This is a genomic window from Calditrichota bacterium (assembly GCA_016867835.1).
In the GTDB taxonomy this organism is placed as follows: domain Bacteria; phylum Electryoneota; class AABM5-125-24; order Hatepunaeales; family Hatepunaeaceae; genus VGIQ01.
The window spans coordinates 1-19807 of the sequence record VGIQ01000019.1; the positions used below are offsets into that span (position 1 = coordinate 1).

At 56.5% G+C, this 19807-nt stretch carries 16 protein-coding genes and 1 pseudogene; all 17 read left to right on the forward strand.

The window, feature by feature from the left end:
• The coding region (locus tag FJY67_03455) for a type II toxin-antitoxin system HicB family antitoxin (GenBank protein MBM3328516.1) at positions 1 to 170 on the forward strand (170 nt) is incomplete at its 5' end.
• Between the two features lie 113 nt (positions 171 to 283).
• Positions 284 to 526 carry an ATP synthase F0 subunit C gene (gene atpE, locus FJY67_03460; protein MBM3328517.1) on the forward strand — a complete coding sequence of 81 codons (243 nt, stop codon included), beginning with the start codon at positions 284 to 286 and terminating at the stop codon, positions 524 to 526.
• 109 nt (positions 527 to 635) lie between these two features.
• Positions 636 to 1118 carry a F0F1 ATP synthase subunit B gene (gene atpF / locus FJY67_03465; protein ID MBM3328518.1) on the forward strand — a complete coding sequence of 161 codons (483 nt, stop codon included), beginning with the start codon at positions 636 to 638 and terminating at the stop codon, positions 1116 to 1118.
• Positions 1094 to 1648, forward strand: coding sequence for an ATP synthase F1 subunit delta (gene atpH, locus FJY67_03470; GenBank protein ID MBM3328519.1), 555 nt, complete (start codon positions 1094 to 1096; stop codon positions 1646 to 1648). The genes atpF and atpH overlap by 25 nt, the downstream gene beginning before the upstream one ends.
• Complete coding sequence (locus FJY67_03475; protein ID MBM3328520.1) at positions 1645 to 1932, forward strand: AbrB/MazE/SpoVT family DNA-binding domain-containing protein; 288 nt, start codon at positions 1645 to 1647, stop codon at positions 1930 to 1932. Before atpH ends, FJY67_03475 begins: the two co-directional genes overlap by 4 nt.
• Positions 1893 to 3167, forward strand: coding sequence for a site-specific DNA-methyltransferase (locus FJY67_03480; protein MBM3328521.1), 1275 nt, complete (start codon positions 1893 to 1895; stop codon positions 3165 to 3167). The genes FJY67_03475 and FJY67_03480 overlap by 40 nt, the downstream gene beginning before the upstream one ends.
• A gap of 74 nt (positions 3168 to 3241) precedes the next feature.
• A complete protein-coding gene (locus FJY67_03485; GenBank protein ID MBM3328522.1) occupies positions 3242 to 4762 on the forward strand; it encodes a F0F1 ATP synthase subunit alpha in 1521 nt (506 codons plus the stop codon).
• A gap of 103 nt (positions 4763 to 4865) precedes the next feature.
• On the forward strand, positions 4866 to 6332 hold the full coding sequence (locus FJY67_03490) for a glycosyltransferase family 39 protein (GenBank protein MBM3328523.1): 1467 nt from the start codon (positions 4866 to 4868) through the stop codon (positions 6330 to 6332).
• A gap of 42 nt (positions 6333 to 6374) precedes the next feature.
• Positions 6375 to 7232: an ATP synthase F1 subunit gamma gene (gene atpG, locus FJY67_03495; protein ID MBM3328524.1), complete on the forward strand. Its 858-nt coding sequence runs from the start codon at positions 6375 to 6377 to the stop codon at positions 7230 to 7232.
• Between the two features lie 50 nt (positions 7233 to 7282).
• On the forward strand, positions 7283 to 7810 hold the full coding sequence (locus FJY67_03500; GenBank protein MBM3328525.1) for a hypothetical protein: 528 nt from the start codon (positions 7283 to 7285) through the stop codon (positions 7808 to 7810).
• A 55-nt stretch (positions 7811 to 7865) separates the two neighbouring features.
• The gene (locus FJY67_03505) at positions 7866 to 9338 is read left to right on the forward strand and encodes a F0F1 ATP synthase subunit beta (GenBank protein ID MBM3328526.1); all 1473 of its coding nucleotides are present in this window, start codon (positions 7866 to 7868) and stop codon (positions 9336 to 9338) included.
• Positions 9339 to 9363: 25 nt separating this feature from the next.
• Positions 9364 to 9756, forward strand: a complete 393-nt coding sequence (locus FJY67_03510) for a F0F1 ATP synthase subunit epsilon (protein MBM3328527.1) — start codon at positions 9364 to 9366, stop codon at positions 9754 to 9756.
• Between the two features lie 2611 nt (positions 9757 to 12367).
• A pseudogene (locus FJY67_03515) lies at positions 12368 to 12610 on the forward strand (hypothetical protein).
• 35 nt (positions 12611 to 12645) lie between these two features.
• A complete protein-coding gene (locus FJY67_03520; GenBank protein ID MBM3328528.1) occupies positions 12646 to 18054 on the forward strand; it encodes a tetratricopeptide repeat protein in 5409 nt (1802 codons plus the stop codon).
• Positions 18054 to 18386: a hypothetical protein gene (locus FJY67_03525; GenBank protein MBM3328529.1), complete on the forward strand. Its 333-nt coding sequence runs from the start codon at positions 18054 to 18056 to the stop codon at positions 18384 to 18386. Before FJY67_03520 ends, FJY67_03525 begins: the two co-directional genes overlap by 1 nt.
• A gap of 150 nt (positions 18387 to 18536) precedes the next feature.
• Positions 18537 to 19178, forward strand: coding sequence for a MotA/TolQ/ExbB proton channel family protein (locus FJY67_03530; GenBank protein ID MBM3328530.1), 642 nt, complete (start codon positions 18537 to 18539; stop codon positions 19176 to 19178).
• Positions 19179 to 19787 (forward strand): hypothetical protein, encoded by a 609-nt coding sequence (locus tag FJY67_03535; protein MBM3328531.1) that lies wholly within the window; start codon positions 19179 to 19181, stop codon positions 19785 to 19787.
• Positions 19788 to 19807 lie beyond the last annotated feature (20 nt).

Sequence of the window (19807 nt, forward strand, 5' to 3'; positions counted from 1 at the left end):
GCGGTGATCGAACGCGACGAGACGGCTACTTTGCCCGTTGCCCGAGCCTCAAGGGATGCTACACCCAGGGTGATACTTACGAAGAGGTTCTCGTCAATCTGAAAGATGTAGTCGGACTGGTCGTCGATGATATGCTCGAATGTGGCGAGGAGATAGCGTTGTCATGCTGAACGTAGTGAAGCATCTCGTCTGATTAGGAGGAGACCCTTCACTTCGTTCAGAATGACATCAAGCCTTTAGTACTTATTAAGTAGTAAATCAACACCATAAACACCACAACACAATGATCGCTGAACTCACCAACACGGCTTACGCCTATCTTTCGTCCGGCATCGGAGCCGGGCTCGTTACCATCGGCGCCGGTCTCGGTATCGGCAAAATCGCTGCCAACGCTATGGAGGGCATCGCCCGCCAGCCCGAAGCGACCGCCAAGATCCAGACCGCGATGATCATCTCCGCGGCGCTGATCGAAGGCATCGCGCTGCTCAGCGCGGTCATATGTCTGCTGCTGAATCTTAAGGCTTAGTCACCGCATCATTCCCGCGCAGGCGGGAATCTAGTCAAGTTGAAAAATCACGGGGGCGAGTCTGGATTCCCGCCTGCGCGGGAATGACAACCGTCCCGGACCAAAGCCTATGATGGACATCCATCCGGGTCTGATGATCTGGACCATCATCTCATTCGTCATTCTTCTGGCGATCCTGAAGAAGTTCGCCTGGGGACCGATCCTCAAGGCGCTCGACGAACGGGAGTTGGGCATCAAGACCAACATCGAACAAGCCCGGGCGGCTCGCGAGGAAGCCGACAAAGCCCTCGCCGAATACAAGCGCAAACTGGCTGAAGCCCAAGCCGAAGCGCAAGCCGTCGTCTCCAAGTCCCGCGCCGATGCCGAGCGGGTCCGCGAGGATCTACTCGCCAAGTCCAAGGAAGAGGCGCAGGGGCTGGTCGAGCGGGCTCGCCGGCAGATCGAGATGGAGACGCAAGCCGCGCTCAACTCGATACGCGCCGAGGTGGCGGACCTGGCGGTGAATGTGGCTTCCAAAGCGATCGGCAAGTCACTGACGCCCGACGTCCACAGCCGTTTGGTCGCTGAATCCCTTGCGGAGTCGCGCAATTGAGCGGACTCCTGACGCGGCGCTACGTCGTGCCGCTGTACGAGGTGGCGCTGAAGGCGAACGCTCTCGACGCCGTCGAAGGCGACCTGAAGCAACTCGACGGCGCGTTGGCGGCATCGCCCGACCTGAAGCGGCTGCTGCTTAGCCCCTCCGAGCCGCGCGCGGTGAAAAAGCGCCTTCTTGAGAGGCTGTTCACCGGCGCGTCGCCCTACACGCTGAAGTTTATCGGTCTGGTGATCGACAAGAACCGCCCCGAGGTGCTGCTCGCCGCGAGCCGCCTCTACGGCGACCTGCTCAACGCCCATCGCGGTATCGTAACCGGTACGGTCGAATCGGCGGTGCCGTTGGGCGAAGCGCTCTTCGGGCAGTTGAAAGCCGCGCTGGGCGAGCGCTTCGGCGGGAAACTGGAACTGGAGCAACGCGTCGATCCGGGGCTGCTGGGCGGCGTGCGGGTGCGGGTGGGGAACAGCGTCTATGACGGGTCGGTGAAGGGGCGGCTGGATAGGATTAGAGCCGCTTTGGCTGGACAATGACCAAGTTGCTCACTATCGACAATTCTCGGCGTATTGAACTGCCTGAAGAAGCGTTGGAGTCACTCAGAGCCAAACCCGGTGATTCTATTCGGCTGCGGACCTTGGACAACGGAGACGTGGTGCTTGAGCATACCATCGACATTATGGAACTCTATGGCTCCATTGATCCCAAAGGGATTCATTTGAGCGATGAGGAGTTGGATGGAGCTCTTGGCAAATATAGATTTGAAGACACGTTTAGTGGATTGCCCGAAGGAATTGGGACTACTTCGAGGGAAGTGTGAAAGATTCAGTGAAAAATCGACTTATCTGCGGCGACAATCTTGTTGAGTTGGCGACATTGCCGACGGAGTCCGTTGATCTTATCTATATTGACCCGCCTTTCTTCAGCAATCGGAACTATGAGATTGTTTGGGGGGATGAAGCCGAGATTCGCAGTTTTGAGGACCGCTGGGAAGGCGGAGTCTATGCTTATATCGATTGGATGAAGAAGCGTGTGCAGATCTTATATAGGATTTTAAAACCTACTGGATCATTTTATCTGCATTGCGACTGGCATGCTGGACATTATCTCAAAGTCATGCTTGATGATATATTTGGGCGAGAGAACTTTCATAATGAGATTGTTTGGCACTACTTCATGGGCGGGAAATCAAGACGCTTCTTCGCTCGAAAGCACGATGTGATATTCTTTTATACGAAGGGCAAGCGATGGACTTTCAATTATGTTGAGGTCGAGCGTCGTCTCCCCAAAAAGCCCAGTTTAGGAAGTCATAAGCCGCTTGTTCACAAGGGAGATGCCTGGTATAGCACGGTGGGAATGGATGACGTATGGGATATTTCAGGCGTATTCAACATGAGTAAAGAATACCAGGGCTATAATACACAAAAACCTGAGGAATTGCTTGAGAGGATTATTTGGGCATCATCGAACCCTGGTGATCTTGTCTTGGACGCATTTTGCGGCTGCGGCACAACGCTGGCAGTTGCACAAAAATACGGAAGAAGGTGGATTGGGATTGACATTTCTCCTTCAGCAATAGCATTGATCAAGAAACGCTTAGCAACGATAGGAGTGGATGAAGATTCACTGCTAATAACTGGGATGCCGAAGAACTTGGCCGACTTGAGGAAGTTGAAACCGTTCGAGTTTCAGTACTGGGCAATTAACGAACTGCATGGAACACCAAGCTCAAAGAAGACTGGCGATATGGGAATTGATGGGTTTTCATTCCTCGAGAGCCATCCAATCCAGGTGAAGCAATCGGATGGTGTTGGAAGAAACGTTGTGGATAACTTTCTATCTGCACTCAAACGTTATTACAAGACTCCCCGACGTCAATATCACGGTCTAATCATAGGTTTCAGCTTCACCAAAGGAGCATTTGAAGAAGTAGCTCGATTGAAAGGCGAAGGAGTGAACATTGAACTTGTGTTGGTTGAAGATATATTAGGCCGTAAGATCAGATTTGAGCAAGTTGTTCAGCGCAACCGTCAAAATGGATTGCAAATATCTTGATCTTGCGCCTGTCACCATCATTTACATTGGCATTGACACCCGTCATCAGTCATCACTCATCAGTCATTTAGCACATGCAAATTCGTCCGGAAGAAATCACCCGCATCATACGGGAGCAGATCGAGGGCTTCGATGCCCGCGCCGACCAGAGCGAAGTCGGCGAGGTCATCCAGGTCGGCGACGGCATCGCCCGCGTCTATGGCCTCGAAAACTGCATGGCGTCGGAACTGATCGAGTTCCCGCACAACATCTTCGGCATGGCGCTCAACCTCGAAGAAGACAACGTCGGCGTCGCGCTGTTCGGCGAAGACAAGTTGATCCGCGAGGGCGATCAGGTTCGCCGCACCGGCCGGGTCGTCGAAATCCCGGTCGGCGATGCGCTCCTCGGGCGCGTCGTCAACCCGCTCGGCTTCCCGCTCGACGGCAAGGGGCCGCTAGCCACGACGCAGTTCAACCCGGTCGAACGCAAAGCCCCCGGGGTGATCTTCCGCCAGCCGGTCAAAGAGCCGTTGATGACTGGACTCAAGGCGATCGACTCGATGATCCCTATCGGTCGAGGCCAGCGCGAACTCATCCTCGGCGACCGCCAGACCGGCAAGACGGCCATCGCGCTCGACGCCATCATCAACCAGAAGGACTCGGGCGTCGTCTGCATCTACGTTGCCATCGGTCAGAAAGGCTCAACCATCGCCAAGGTGGTGAAGACCCTCGAGGAGAACGGCGCGCTTGACCATACCATCATCGTCTCTTCGACGGCAGTTGAGTCGGCGCCAATTCAGTTCCTCGCGCCCTACTCCGGCGCGGCCATAGGAGAGTTCTATCGCGACAACGGACGCCACGCGCTGGTGATCTACGACGATTTGACCAAGCATGCCTGGGCGTATCGCCAGTTGTCGCTGCTTCTGCGTCGTCCGCCGGGCCGCGAAGCCTACCCCGGCGACGTCTTCAACCTCCATTCGCGGCTGCTCGAGCGCGCTGCCAAGATGTCGGAAGCCGAAGGCGGCGGGAGTCTTACCGCGCTGCCGATCATCGAGACCCAGGCCGGCGACGTTTCAGCCTACATTCCGACCAATGTCATCTCGATCACTGACGGACAGATCTACCTCGAGCCGGAACTCTTCTACGCAGGTATTCGTCCAGCGATCAATGTCGGCATCTCGGTCTCTCGTGTCGGCGGCAACGCGCAATTCAAAGCGATGCGCCAGGTTGCGGGGAGCCTTCGGCTCGACCTGTCGCAATACCGCGAACTGCAGGCCTTCGCGCAGTTCGGCTCCGACCTTGACAAATCGACTCGGGCTCAGTTGACCCGCGGCGAACGGCTGGTGGAGATTCTTAAGCAAGGCCAATACGGACCTTACCCGTTCCAGGACCAGATCGCGGTGCTCTTTCTCGCTGGCAAAGGCTACCTCGACAATTTGCCGCTCGAGGACGTCAAGCGCGCCGAGGAGGACTTCTTGCGCCTGATGCACGACGTGAACGGCGACATCCTTATAGACATCGCCGACCGCAAGGCGCTCGACGACGATTTGACAGCACGGCTCGGTAAAGCATGTGAGACCTTTATCACTGGCTTCAGGGCAGCTGTCGCGGCATAGAGAACGAGGCAACACCCCGGTTGATGTCATCTAAGCGCGATGTGAGTACAATTCAGGATTCCTGTACGTCACACTCTAACCATCTTCTGACTTTGCGTTGCTTGTGAAGACAGGATCAGCCTTTAAGGGCAATACCCGCACCGGAATCGGCCTTATGCTGTTGTTGTTGACCGGGTTCTCGATCTACTTGCCTACGACCGGAATCAAGCCGTCCGGAGATGATTTTGACAAGTTTTTGCCGTCTATTATCGCTTCAGAAACTTCGTGGCCGGCGCTCTTTTCTCCCTTGATAAGACCGATTCCCTATAATATGTATCGACCCGGCGGTGCGTGGGTCTTGCAGGGTCTTGGAGAAAGGCTGTTCGGTAATGGAGCACAGGGCGGCCAGTGGATCAAATTAGCGGTCTATCTGGCGTCTTTAATGCTAATATATCGGATAGCGAGACGGCTATTCGATGGGTCAATTCCGGCATTGCTTGCGATGGGGCTGACGATCTTCCATCCTCAAATGCACGCTGCCATTGCTTCAATAGACGGAACTGCAGATGTGGTTTCCACGTTCTTTCTATTAGTTGCTGTTTTAGCGATGCTGCGAGCCACTCAGGAACCAGGTAGTTATGATAATTTGATTATTGGTCTGGCTACTATAGGCGGCCTGATGTTCAAAGAAAATGCCGTAGCCATTCCGGCCTGCCTCGGTATATTACTTCTCGCACGAGCCGATTGGATGCGAAATCGGAGACTTTGGCTGGGAGTCATGTTAAGCGCGATTATAGTTTTAATTTACATCGCCATTAGGATTGTGGCGGGGCTGACAATACCTGGCTCCGGGCGTTATGCACTATCGTTACTTAATATTCCGGTGAATCTTGCGCTACTTGTTGGCGGTGCAGTGGTAACTACCAATACTGTCACGATCTATACTGAGCGGGGCATATATTTGGTATGGGGGGCAATATCAGGATTGGTATTGTTCCTCCCCATTTCACTTGGCTTATTCTCTGTTCAAAGTCGCAATCGAAAGCATGACCTGAGACTCACTCTGATGCTTGTGTTGGCGGCGGTTTTTTCACAGGTTCCCTCATTATTGATGGAACATATTAGTGAAATGCACCTCTATCGCAGTCTGCCCTTTCTATGTATGGTTGCGGCGATAGGATTGACTCGTGCCTTTAATGCAACCTCTCGAGTATTACGAGCCTTAGTGATATCAACACTGCTTGTCTTTTTACTCACCGGATTAAACAGCATAGATGCAAAGCAAGAGTTTCTTTATGATAACGGTGCGAGAGCCAATCGAATGTTGATGCAAATACGGCGGGCCGTTCCCGATCCAGAGAAGAGATCCAAATTCTGGCTCATTCCGGATAGATCAACAGGCGAAATTCGTGAGTATAGCATTTATCAACAGAAAGCCAATACGATCATTGCTTACAATCCTGTGACCTATCTTTACCGACGAAGCGATTTGCTTTCGATTGTCGAACCTACAAAGACCGATACTCAGGGTGTCAAAGTATATTATTTCCGAATTATGCCTGGTGATTCCATACTTTATCTTGGTCGGTAGCGAAAATACTGCCGGTCGTCGGATTCCGTTCAAGTCTCCCTAATGCCTTCGCTTAAACAAATCAAACGCCGCATCACCGGCGTCAAGAGCACCGCCCAAATCACCCGCGCGATGAAGATGGTCGCCGCGGCGAAGTTGAAGCGCACCCAGACCAATATGGAGCGCTCGCGGCCCTATTCGCGGCGGCTCTCGGAATTGATCGCTGCGCTGGCTGCGCATACCGACGCGTCGCTCCATCCGCTCCTCGCGGTCCGTCCGCCCGAGCGGGTCGGAGTCGTTGCCGTTACGTCCGATCGCGGCCTCTGCGGATCGTTCAATGCCAACATCTGTCGCCGAACCCAGCGCGTCCTGAGGGAGCACGAGTCGGCAACGGTGGAACTCTTCACCATCGGGCGCAAGGGCTACGACTTCTTTCGCAAGCGCGGAGTAAGGATACACAAGCACTTTCCGGGGGTCTTCCACGAACTGGAGTTCTCCCAGGCGGCAGCCATCGGTGCCGGCATCGTCGATCTCTATACCAGCGGCGACTTTGACCGTATCTATTTGGTCTATAACGAGTTCAAGAACGCCATCCAGCAGCGGATCATCGCCGAGCAATTGTTGCCCGTCGATACCTCCGGCATCCTGCACACTGCCCGCTCGACCGAGTTCGTTTATGAGCCTTCGCCTGAAGCGGTGCTGGATAAGTTGCTTCCGCTATTCGTCAACATTAAGATCTGGCACGTGTTGCTTGAGTCGTATGCTGCTGAGCAGGGTGCCCGGATGTCGGCAATGGAGAATGCTACCGACAACGCAACCGAATTGCTCTCCGACCTCTCGCTGCAATACAACAAAGCGCGTCAAGCGGCTATCACCAAGGAATTGCTCGAAATCGTCGGCGGCGCTGAGGGATTGAAGTAAGCAGCGCAGTCGGACGTTAGTAGCCCTAATCAACCTTAACCGGATGTCATATGTGTGCTCCTAAAAGGATGCGGACGATACTTAACCTCATCATCGGTGTGGGTCTGCTGGTCGGATGCGGAGGGTGGGGAGGCTACAAGCACAAGAGTGAGAAGTTTAGTTCGCTCAGAGTCACCTTCCCCGACAAATGGGAGGTATGGGACCGCTCGGACGACACCCGGGATTTCCTCGTCGCGACGATGGACGGCGTGCCTGATGCACAGATCACCATCATTGCCGATCCAGCGGCGCCTGATTTACATCCGACCGAGCTTTACCCGACTTTTGAGACCGGCGGCAGCGACCGTCAGGATCTCCCGGAGTTCTCGGTTGAAGAAAAGGGCACCGTCTCCGTTGCCAATGCCGAAGGTCGTTTCATCAAGGTCGAATGGCTCGGCGAAAAGAGCCGTATGAAGGGTTATCGAGCCCTCTTCGTAGGTCATCGATTTGTGCTCAATGTGCGCATTGCACTGTCCGTGGACGACTTCACCGTGCATGAACTGGAAATCATGCGGATGATGAAGAATATCGAAATCTGATGACCGCTTCGCAGCCGGTCACAAAATTCAGCACTCTACACTCTACACCTTACCAATGTCTGCAACCGGAACCGTTCGTCAGATCATCGGCGTCGTCGTGGACGTCGCCTTTCCCGAGGGAGACCTTCCGCCTCTCTACAACGCACTCACCATCGACCGCGGCGACAAGGGGTCGCTGGTGCTTGAAGTTCAGCAACATCTGGGTGACCGGATGGTGCGCACAATCGCCATGGACGCCACCGATGGACTGCAGCGCGGCTCGCTCGTCGTCGATTCGGGCAGCCCGATTACCATCCCGGTCGGACCTGGCACCCTGGGCCGACTGATCAACGTAACCGGCGAGCCGATCGACGGCCTCGGACCGATCGCGACCGACATCCGCTATCCGATCCACCGCACTCCACCGCCGCTGGTCGATCTCGACACCGCCAGCGACATCCTCGAAACCGGCATCAAGGTGATCGACCTCATCCAGCCCTTCGCTCGCGGTGGTAAGATCGGCCTCTTCGGCGGCGCCGGAACCGGCAAGACGGTCATCGTGATGGAGTTGATCAACAACATTGCCAAACAGCATGGCGGCATCTCGGTCTTTGCTGGGGTCGGAGAGCGGACCCGCGAAGGCCACGACCTGCTGCGCGAAATGATCGAATCAAACGTTGTCGCCTATGGTGACAAATTCGACATCAAGTCCTTCGACCTTGCGACCGTCGATCACGCCGCGCTCAAGAACTCACGCGTTGCAATGTCGTTCGGCCAGATGAACGAACCCCCCGGCTGCCGCGCTCGCGTCGGCTTGACGGGAGTAACTCTCGCTGAGTACTTCCGCGATGTCGAGGGGCGCGATGTGCTCTTCTTCGTCGATAACATCTTCCGGTTTACCCAGGCCGGCTCGGAGGTCTCTGCGCTCCTTGGGCGGATGCCCTCAGCGGTCGGTTACCAGCCGACGCTGGCGACCGAGATGGGTGCTCTTCAAGAGCGGATCACTTCGACCAAGAAGGGTTCGATAACTTCGGTGCAGGCGATCTACGTTCCTGCCGACGACCTGACCGACCCGGCACCGGCGACGACCTTTTCGCATCTCGATGCGACGACGGTGCTCTCCCGAAAGATCGTCGAAATGGGCATCTACCCGGCCATCGACCCGCTTGACTCATCGTCGAGGATTATGGATCCGGCAGTCGTAGGCGCCGAGCATTACGGCGTCGCCAAGCGCGTCCAACAGATCCTGCAACGTTATAAGGACTTGCAGGATATCATCGCCATTCTGGGAATGGATGAACTATCCGATGAAGATAAGTTGACTGTCGAAAGAGCGCGGCGGATTCAAAAGTTCCTCTCCCAGCCGTTTCATGTCGCCGAGGCCTTTACCGGTCGGCCAGGTGTCTATGTTCCCATCAAGGAGACCGTGCGCGGCTTCCGGATGATCATCGACGGCGAACTCGACGACGTGCCCGAGCAGGATTTCTATATGGCCGGTACCATCGACGAGGTCCAAAAGCGTTGGGAGGAGCGGCGTAAAGTTGCCTGAGGCTGCAACAACCACCGTCGGCACGATTCATGTGACCCTCGTCACTCCTTTCGGCACCCAGCAGGAATACGATATTCGTCATCTTCGGGCGCCGGGAGTCGAGGGCGAGTTTGGTGTCCTGCCGGGACACATTCCCTTCCTGACACCGCTGCGCATCGGCGCATTACACCTCGATAGCGATGACGGACGGCGCACCTGGGCGGTATCGGGAGGCTACTTTGAGATCATCGACGACCGCGCAGTGATCCTGGCCGAGACAGCCGAGCCAGCCGATTCAATCGACCTTGAGCGCGCGGAAGCCGCGCGCCGCCGGGCGCTTGAGCGGCTGCAACTTGCAGCAGAAGGTGTCGATAATGAGCGGGCTCGGGCATCTCTTGCCCGTGCAGTCAACCGGCTCGGAGTCGGTCGAGGCTCATGACCTTTGATAGGTCTCCACTCACTCCTTGACGCTGCCTGTCATCCGTTGACAGCGGGCTTGCTATGCTTCCTATGGCTGACTGGAGTTGTGCTTCTTTACGATTTTGCTTGACAATGCGCTGTTTCGTGATTATTATGGTCTGTCCTATGGACCTCACGGCGCTCCAAATTAGCCGTGCCGATCATATTATGGTCCGTTCCAACCCGGAGTGGAATTGTCGATTCGCCGATCGCTGATCGGACTGATTAGCCTTGCCACCCTCGCGATCTCTCTTGCCCCCTTGCGCCTGTCGGCAGCAGAGAGTGGCGAGCCCGACTCGTCCGATGCCCTTTATCGCGCCTATTCCGAATTCTACTTCCTGCGGCGCTGGGTCGAGTCCCGGCATGAGTTGATACTTCGCGAGTCATTCCTCGCCTGGCTCTATCAGAGTGCGGCTGCTGAGGCTGAAGCGCGCGCGGCTCAAAATCCTGCTGCCGTGCTTGAAGCTATGACGCCTCCCGAACTGTCGGGCTGGAGCGAAGACCATTATCTCCCTGAAGAACTCCCCGAGGATGCCCCTCTTAGGATTCGATTCCGGCAGGTTCTCGACTTTGAGCGCGACGAATTCAACCACAAGTATCTCCAGGCTCGTCTGATCAAGGATCGGCTGATCGCATCCGCCAACCCGGTCGAACGGAAGCGAATGTTCCGGCGCGACCTTGAGACAGCCCTGTTGGCTTATCGCGATAACGACTATCGTGCCGCGCTCCTCAGGTTCGATGAGTGTCTCGAAGCCTACGGTTACAGCGATGTCGCCGATGTGGCTTACTATCGCGGTGAGACTTTTCTGGCGTTGAACCTCTACGACCAGGCGTATGCCGATTTCCGCTTCGTCGTGGAGCGAACCGCTGAACCGGGTCTTCGTCGCAAATCCCTTGGGCGCTTAGTATCGCTGGCCGGTGACCGGGGTGATGCCGCCGGCTTGAAGGAGGTGCTCAACCTTTACACCTCCGAGTTCGGCGCTATGTCGGACGCTAACTACTGGCAGACCATAGACGTCGCGGCACGCTACTTTTTCGCTGCCGGGAATTGGACAGCCGCAAGGACGCAATCCCTTTCCATTCCTGACAAGTCGGATCGCTACGCCGCAGCGCAGTTGCGCGCCGCCAATTGTTCTCTCGCTCTTCTCGACCTTGAGGATGCCGAAGAGCGCTTCACCGCGCTATCCAGTCATTCCGGCAAGGATGCAGATGTCAATATCGCTCGCGAGGCGCAGGTCAAGATAGGCATCATCAATTACTTGCGTGGCGATTGCGACATCGCCTTTACGGAATTTACCCGGATCAAAGGCACTGATGAACTGGCCGAGCAGGCCGAGTTGATGAGCGCCTGGGCGCTCTATAAACTGAACGCCCTGAGGCAGGCGCGCGAACTGCTACGCCGGTTCATCGATACCCATCCCGGCAGCCAATACCTTTATGAGGCTCAATGCCTGGACGGCTTCTGCGCCGAACTGATGGGTGAAAACAGCACGGCACTCGAGCACTACCGGCGGGTGATGTCGGCTCTTGACGACCGGCAGGACTTCCACGACTATAACTATGAACTGAAGTCCATTTCCGAGGTTCAAGGCGCCCTCGCCGGCCTTGAGGAAGCCCTGTTTGTAGAGGCTGAGCGCGAGTATTTCGATAGTTACGTGGCACTGCATCGCAAGATGATGCAGTTGACTCAAGGGGTTCGGTTCTCCCGGGCTATAAAGACGACGCCACTCCTAAAGGAAATCATCGCCGAACAGGCTGCCCTGGGTGATCTTTTCAGCCAGCAGGATGCTCTGGAGAGTGCAATCTACGAGACCCAGGACAGTAAACTGCTTGCCGAATACGAGGCGATCGTCAACCGCCTCTATGAAGCCGGCGGCGATCTTGGTTCGGCATCGGCTTTCTATCTAAAGCAACGTTCCTTGATCCAGCGCGAGCAAGATCAGGCGTTTGAAGCATTGATGGCCGACACCCTCGCAGCACGGCTTGAGCGGGAATGGAGCGCATCGCAGGAAACCATAGCACTGCTCAAAGCCGAGCGCGCCCGAGTCGGCGGTGACGATCCCGAAATGGCTATCGACCTGGCTGGTCTTGAGGTCGATCTGACCGCACTGCAGGATCGTATTCTTAGAGTCCGCAGCGATTTGCGAAGGATCGGACAGGATCACGTCGTCAGCCGGCTCGAAGACTGGAGTGATTTCGCCTATCGTCGCTACACTTTCGGCGGCGTCAATTTCGACGACCTCTACGCCCGGCTCGACCGGCTCGAAGCACTTGATACCCATATCCGGACGGCTGGAAAGGTCTTGCAGGATCGCCGGGCGGTCCACCGTGAAGCGGTTCCCCTCGATGAAAACCTTACCCTTGCCAGCGCCCCAGGTGAGGCTCCTTACTTTGCACCCATGGTGCCGCTTTGGGGACTGGAATCGTCTGGTGATGATGCCGCTCCTTCATCCTTGGAAATGGCGCCGCTTGAGGAGGCTGCGCCTGATACCGCCGCTCCCGACACAGGAACGGTGATTCCCGAGCCGGTGGGTGATGCACCAATCGAGACGCAGCCTGCTCCACCATCGGAAACCGAATCGGAAGTCCGTCCTCCAGAGTCTTCGCCCGAGCCTACGCCCGAACCGGATCCTTCGCCCGAGCCTGAGCCAGAGCCTGAGCCTACTCCTGAACCTGAGCCATCGCCCGAGCCTCCATCCGAACCGACTCCCGTGCCGGAGCCAACTCCTGAGCCTGTGCCATCGCCCGAGCCTGAGCCATCGCCCGAGCCTGAGCCTGAACCTGAACCTGAGCCCACTCCGCCCTCAGAACCCGAGAGTGCACCTGAAGAACCTTCGGGAGGTAATTCCAGTGATGCGGAGGGCAATCGATGAGAAATCGCCTCTACGCTCTACCTTTGGCGCTCGTGCTCGCCTTGATGGTCCTTTCAGGTCTGATGCAACTGATCGCGCAGGAACCCGAGGAGAACGAGGATTCACTAAAGGTCGTTCTCGGCCTCGAACAACTTCCTCCTGACGTCCGCGGACGCTGGATAGGCTTGCGCAACCAGGTGGATCCAGAGCGCTATGGCGACCTGCTCGGCGAAGGCGAACTGCTCCTCTGGCAGTTGGGAGAATTGCGCCAGTCGATCGGGATACGGCCACCCACACCCGATATGCCGGCTTATAGCCTATATAGCAGTATCGAAGGCCGGCTGATATCACTTCTCGATAAGATTCAACTCGCCATCGTCCTGAAGATGCCGGACGAGGAGTTGGAAGGACTGCTTGATTATTACCGCAGCGAAAAGGAGAGCCTTGTGGCGGGAGCGCGCTCCGAGCGACAACGCCTGATCGACGAAGGTGTCGCCCTCCTCCGCCAGCATGAGAACGATCCCTACTTCCTGCGTTATCCGCATCGTCGTGCGGCTATAGCAGACCTTTACTTCCGGCTCACCGAACTGATTTACGAGGAGTCTTACGACCGGTTCCTCGATGAGACCGACACCTATATAGCCCAACTCGACTCGCTCTCCAAGGTTAACCCTCAGGCGGTGCAGGGATTGATCCCGCCCAAGCCCGACTATAGCCGGGTATTGGCGATGTATCAGCGCATCGTAGATGAGTTTCCCGCAAGCCAGTTTGCCGACGACGCACTCTACAACCTCGCGGTGTTGTTCGGTGAAAGCGAGCATCAGAGCGACCGGGTCCAAGCCAACCGGCTGCATGAAACTTTGCTTCGAGTCTATCCGGAAAGCGACTATCGGCTCAATTCCCTTCGGCGGATCGGCGAATTCTACTTCAACCCGCCGGTCAACGACCTCGAAAAGTCCGTTGAGATCTACCAACAGATCGCAACCGAGTTCAGCGACACCGAATACCTAAGCGAAGCCTGGTATAAACTCGGTTGGTGCTACTACCGGATGAACGAGATTGAGGCGGCAGTTGAGCACTTTGCCCGTTCGCTTGACGCAGCGCGCTACGATGAGAGCCGTTCCGCCGGATCCGGAGGGATCGACATCGCCACCGAGTCGATCAACTACATCGGCATCTGCTTTGCCATCGATCCCCGGGACTGGAAAGGCGCCGGAATCGGCAATTTGGTCGCCTGGCTCGACACGAATCCCGAACGAAGGACTCGCTACGGCCGCCGGTTGATCGTCCAGTTGGGCGACATCTATCATCTGCAAATTGGTCGCCATGCAGATGCCGTCGAGGCTTATGAGCGGTTCGTCGCATTCTATCCGCTCGATCCACGCACCTGGAAGATCGCTCGCAGTGTCGTAGAAATTTTCCAAAGCGGCGAGATTTACAATCCACAGCGCGCCTACGGCGAGAAGATCAAGTTTTTCCAGACCTTCAGTCCCGATTCTGTCTGGTGGGCCGCGAACGATGATCCAGCCGGGCGTAATGAACTTACTATTCTGCTTGAGAGTTATCTCGATCTGATCCTGCAGGAAACCCTGGCGCTGGCGAGCCAGTCGAACTCACCGGAACTATTTGCCGACTACGAGCGCTTTGCCCGCCAGTATCTCCGCTTTTGGCCGCACGGTCCAAATGCTTATCGAATCCATTACAACCTCGCCTCCTCGCTCGAGAAGAGCCGCGACAAGCGTATGCTGGCTTTGCGCGAATACTGGCAGGTCGTCAACGCCTACACTGACACCTCCAATCGAGCCGTTGCTGCTCAGCGCATAGTCGGCATAGCACAGGATTTGATGAAGGAAGAGCGCGAAGGGACGATTCGCCTCACCGCCCAGGGCACAATTGAACCGGGAGTGGGAGTCGTTGCCGATGCAGCCGTTGACACCTCCGTCGCTCTGCCGATACCGACTCCGTTAATGAATGGAGAAGCGCTCCTTCTCACCTCGTTCGACCTGTTTGTCAGCCTTTATCCGGCATCCCCGCTGGTGCAGCAGATGCTTTATCAGGCCGGGAGCATTCTCTACGACCACAACCGGTTCGCCGATTCGCGCCTCTATCTGGAGCGACTTCTTGCCGAGTTCCCGGACAGTAAGTTTACCGAGGATGCCTACACCTTGCTCCTCGAAAGTCGGTTCCGGATGAATGAGTTTGCCGAGGTCGAGGGGATCGCGGCTCGGATCAAGGACGCAAAGGTCTCGGACAAACTTCGCGAAGCCGCCGGCAAGCGCAAGGCCGAGTCGGTCTTCCTCAACGCATCGAATCTGAAGCAGGGTGAGGATCACTACGCGGCAGCGGCAGAATTCCGACGCGTTGCACTCGAATCACCAGACTTTCAATTCGCCGACCGGTCGCTCTTTCAAGCCGGACTCGAGTTCAACCTGGCCGAAGCCTGGAAAGAGGCTAACGAGGCCTTTCTCTTGCTCGCCGACCGCTATCCCAAGTCGGAGTTTGGCGACAAGTCACTTTACAATGCCGGCTTCAACCTCCAGAGCAATCTGAAACAGCCGGCCCAATCAGCTGCAGTCTTTGAGCGACTAGCCAACGCCTTCCCGCAGTCCGATCTGACCCAGGGTGCGCTCTCCAATGCCAGCGCCAACTTCAATCAGGTGGAGGATCACCGTTCGGCAATCCGGGTCAATGAACTCTACGTTAAACTCTACCCCGCGGCTGAGGATGCAAGCGTCTATCTCTTTGAGAATGCGTCGCACTACCTGAAGCTGGGCGAGGTTGATAAAGCCAACGACATCTATCGCCGCTTTGCCGAGCGTTATCCCGACGATCCGCGCACTGTGCAAGCCTATTTCGAGCGTGGCAAATACCTCCTCGATAAAGGTGACCGCGCCGGTTCCGCCAAGGAATATACCGCCACTGTCGATGCTCATCAGCGACTGGTAGGACGCGATCTTGCCGGTTCACCGCGCTATGCTTCGCAAGCCCTTTCGGCGCTTCTCCTTTGGGAACAGGAAGAGTATGCCAAACTCCGCCTGAATGTCCCTGAGGCGCAGTTCGCCGCTACCAAGGAGCGCAAGAAGCAGTGGCGCAATGCGATGGTCGAGAAGTATCAGCAACTGGCCCGACTTGGTCAGAAGGAAGCCTACCGGGCTTTCTACCAGATGGGACTTCTCGACGAGGACTTCGCTCGCAACACCTACGCCCTCGAGAATCCTCCCGGAAAGACCGATCAAGCCCGACAGGAGGCGCTCGCCAAACTGATTGACGAGTCGATTATCCTGAATCTCGTCGCTGCGCAGACCTACCGCAGCGGATACGACAATCTTACCGGCATTATCCAGCCGCTTGAGCAGGAGCGCGCCAAACGCGGCGTTGAATTCGCTAGTTACAGCGAAATGGTCGCACGCCTGCAGAAGGACGAATCTGCAATTGGGGTTGCCGATTCGCTCTCCAGGATGACCAGTCTCCAACGGGCACTGGTGGAACTCGACTCGGCGCTTATCGAAGCTCAGCGTTGGTCGGACTCCTGCCGATTGAAGATTCCTGAAGTTGTCTTCCGCAATGGCGACTATCTGACTCGCCTCTGGAAGTCGAGTGGCTTCAATGTCCGTTCGACCGACAAGGACGAGGAGGTTCGAATGCTCTTCCGTGAGGAAGCAGTCAAGAACCTGGTCACACCGCTGGCACCGGAAGTGATTGGGCAGTATGCTCAAGCCCTCCTGACGGCACGTGAGGTCGGACTTGCCGAACCCTGGCGCAGCCGGGCCGAGCAAGGTTACGCCGCAACGCTCGATACACTCTTGTCGCAGTATGTCGAGCAAGTTAATCTGGCTCAATCGCGCCTCGATCGCTACATCGGGCAGTATGAGACGATGCTCCCCCGGGGAGGGAACGCCAAGTCTCCCCAAGGCTTCTATCCCGATGAAATGGGTGGCATCATCCTCGATCAGATCGAGTATGTGAATGCCTTCTTGGGTGATTTGCTTGCGGCTTACCGGCTAACGCTCGACACCCTCGCATCGTATCATCTGCCCTATGGCTTCGGCGAACAAGCCAACAATAAGGCACTCGGCTATCTGCTTGAAAAGGCCAATCAGTTTCAACGTTATATAGAAGATGCCCGCCGGCGTCACGAGCAGTATGCCGCGAAGTATGATGAGACGAGCGAGATTCACTGGGACGACGCTGCGGTGGCCTTCGAAGACGCCGCCGGCAATTTCGCAACCTATGAGGCTGCACTGCTCGAGGGGGCGTTCCAGTTGCGTCAGGACTATGCACTTTCGGGTGAGACCGGCATCGAAATCATGCATCGCCTGATTGCCCTCAACCCCGATCGATATGCGGCAATGGCAGGCATTGCGGCGCAGCAAAACGCGATCGTGACCGATGCCCGGTGGAAAATCTGGGCGGAAAGTGTGGACGGCTTCCAGGATGTGCAATTCGACGATGGAGAATGGCTTGCTTCAGTTGAGTCCCGCTTCCCGGGCGGATCGGCATTTGGAATCCTCGACAGCCTGGGTGCGCGTTCAATCTGGTTTAGTCGCGAACGGCCGCTTCCGGTTACCCAGGTAATAGAAGTCCCGGTCGAGACTCCTCCACCGGCGGAAACGCCTGCCCCTGTAGAATCGTCTTCCGACACGACCGGATCCGATTCTATAGCCGGCGAAGCGACCGAAATGGATATGCTCTCACTTGAGGAGTCAGCCGAAAGTGATACTTCGGGTGGATCGGGAGAAGATGCGATGCCTGAGGATACCCTTGCAAGTGCCGGGGAGACGCCTACGACAACGCCGGCCCCTTTCACACCGCCGCCTCCCGAACGTCGCACCATTGAAGTAATTCCCCCCGAGGAAGAGGCGCTATACCGCCTCTGGATGGAGTCCGACAGCGCCGGTGTTCGTCGCTACTGGTTCCGCCGGACTTTCGCGCTCGAAGAGAAACCGACATCGGGCCGAGTCTGGGCTACCGCCGACGACAACTACAGCCTATTCGTCAACGGCACATATGTGTCCGAAGACAAGCCGGACGAGGTTGACTGGCAGATGGTCGATGAGATCAACATCACCGATTACCTGCAGGTTGGACGAAACGTCATTGCCTTCGAGGCTTCGGATGTGGACGCGACGCGCTATGGGCTGCTCGCCGGTCTGATCTACGAGGTCGTCCCGGATCTTCAGAAACAACTTTCTTCGGTCGTAGATCGAGCCCGGCAGGAAGACCTTCGGCGCAAGTCTGAGAGTGCTGCCTGGTTGAGGTTCGCCGGCACACCCAAGACGCCGCAGGCAACCCCCGAAACTGTTGCCATCAGCGTAACTCCAGCACCCGGAGAAGAGCTCTCCACGCCGCCGAGGCCTGCTGTCGAGAAGCCGACTCCGGAACAGTTGCACGACTTTCGCGTCAACATAAGGAACAAGTTGCGCTAATGGACTATTCCAAACATCCGCGACCGTTATTCTGGAGCATAGCCGCAGTTGCGGTGGTGACTTCCTCGCTTCCGGCTCAGCAACCCGCCAGGAGCGGATCCGAAGAGGTCCTAATGCTGGAGGAGATCCGCATCGAAGTCCAGCCTGAGCGTCCTACGGTCGTCATCACCATTCCGCGACAGCGCCCTTCCATCAAGCCGGTAGCGCTGAGCAAGGACATTGAGACCCTGGCGCAAGGTGAAGCGCACCGGGTAAAGCCCCGACTTTCCGATCTGACACCGGCTCAGGTCGAAGATGAGCAAAAGATGCTTGCCAAAGAGCGAACGCCGTAGTATATTGTGCGCTCGTATTCGACCCGGCGGGGAGACACCTCTCCGCACTAAGACTTTCAAACGAATGCCGGCCATCATCCGCGCGGGCGGAACGTCCGGACTCACAAGACATAAATCAACAATCCGAGACTGACGGAGGACCAAGGTCTAATGGCATCGCAATTCTTCCATACGTTCAGCACCAGCGTTCCGGGCTGGCAGATGATGTGGGCGATCCTGCTCTTCGGGATCTTCACCATCGCCATAATCATCGAACGCGGGCTCTTCATTTACGTGAAGTCGAACGTCAACGCGAACCTCTTTATGGCGGAGATTCGCAAACTGGTGTCAGCAGGCGACTTCAAGAAAGCGATCGCGCTTTGTAAGTCGGCTGGTGAGAAAGCCCTTCCCAAGGTTGTCCATGCGGCTCTCTCTGAGGCTGACCGCCGGGAGTTCGTCGATTATCGCGCGGTCCAGAACGCTGTGGACGAAGCCACCCTCGAACTGATCCCCAGACTCTCCAAGCGGACCGGCTTCCTCGCCGTGCTCGGCAACATCGCCACCCTCACCGGTCTTCTTGGCACCATCTACGGTCTGATCATCTCCTTCTCGGCGGCCGGTTCAGCCGGTGGAGGTGCCGAAGCGTTGGCTCAAGGTATCGGTATTGCGATGTTCACGACTTTGTGGGGCCTTGTCGTTGCCATCCCGGCCATCATCGCCTACACATTGATCAACACCAAGACCAACGACATCATCGACGACATCGACGAGCACTCGGTCAAACTGATACACCTCCTGACCGGAGGCAAGTAAGTGGCTTTCAAACCCTCGCTTAAGAAGAAGCGGGAGCCGGAAAGCACCGAACTGAACCTGCTGCCGGTGATGAATCTTATCATCGTGCTGATTCCAATGCTCTTGAGCGTTGCAAAGTTGACCCAGATGGCGCTCCTCGAATACCTCCCTCCGGCTGAAGCCGCCGAGGCTGAGGATGCGGGCGCGCCGCCGCAAGAGCAAGGCGCCGGCGACAAGCCGACTACCCTCAGTCTGCTTGTCAATATCGCCGAATCCGGCTTGCAGGTCAGCATGTTCAATAAGGTCGAGCCGGGTCCTTATTTCTTCGAGATACCTCTGAAGCCCGATGGTGAATACGATTACGCGACTCTGACCCAACGCCTCTACGAAGTGAAAGAGCGCGAGGTCGGTTCGCCTGTCGGTGCCGATTCGGTGCTGAATGACAAAACCGGTCGATATGACGTCTTCCCGACCTACCGGGTCAAAGACGGGCGGGAGGTCTCTATTACCGCCATCGGCCGGACGTCGTTCCAAAACGTAGTCCGGGTGATGGATGCCTGCCGCAACATCACATTTGCCGGCGAAATGCAGGAACTCTTCCCGATCACGATCCTGAAGCAGTTCCAGTAGTCTCGATTCCGCAAGACTTG

Coding starts and splice junctions, on each gene's coding strand:
- FJY67_03505 (MBM3328526.1), top strand. CDS start 7,866: ATGTCTGCAACCGGAACCGTTCGTCAGATCATCGGCGTCGTCGTGGAC.
- FJY67_03520 (MBM3328528.1), top strand. CDS start 12,646: ATGAGAAATCGCCTCTACGCTCTACCTTTGGCGCTCGTGCTCGCCTTG.
- FJY67_03475 (MBM3328520.1), top strand. CDS start 1,645: ATGACCAAGTTGCTCACTATCGACAATTCTCGGCGTATTGAACTGCCT.
- FJY67_03500 (MBM3328525.1), top strand. CDS start 7,283: ATGTGTGCTCCTAAAAGGATGCGGACGATACTTAACCTCATCATCGGT.
- atpE (MBM3328517.1), top strand. CDS start 284: ATGATCGCTGAACTCACCAACACGGCTTACGCCTATCTTTCGTCCGGC.
- atpF (MBM3328518.1), top strand. CDS start 636: ATGATGGACATCCATCCGGGTCTGATGATCTGGACCATCATCTCATTC.
- FJY67_03485 (MBM3328522.1), top strand. CDS start 3,242: ATGCAAATTCGTCCGGAAGAAATCACCCGCATCATACGGGAGCAGATC.
- FJY67_03525 (MBM3328529.1), top strand. CDS start 18,054: ATGGACTATTCCAAACATCCGCGACCGTTATTCTGGAGCATAGCCGCA.
- atpG (MBM3328524.1), top strand. CDS start 6,375: ATGCCTTCGCTTAAACAAATCAAACGCCGCATCACCGGCGTCAAGAGC.
- FJY67_03530 (MBM3328530.1), top strand. CDS start 18,537: ATGGCATCGCAATTCTTCCATACGTTCAGCACCAGCGTTCCGGGCTGG.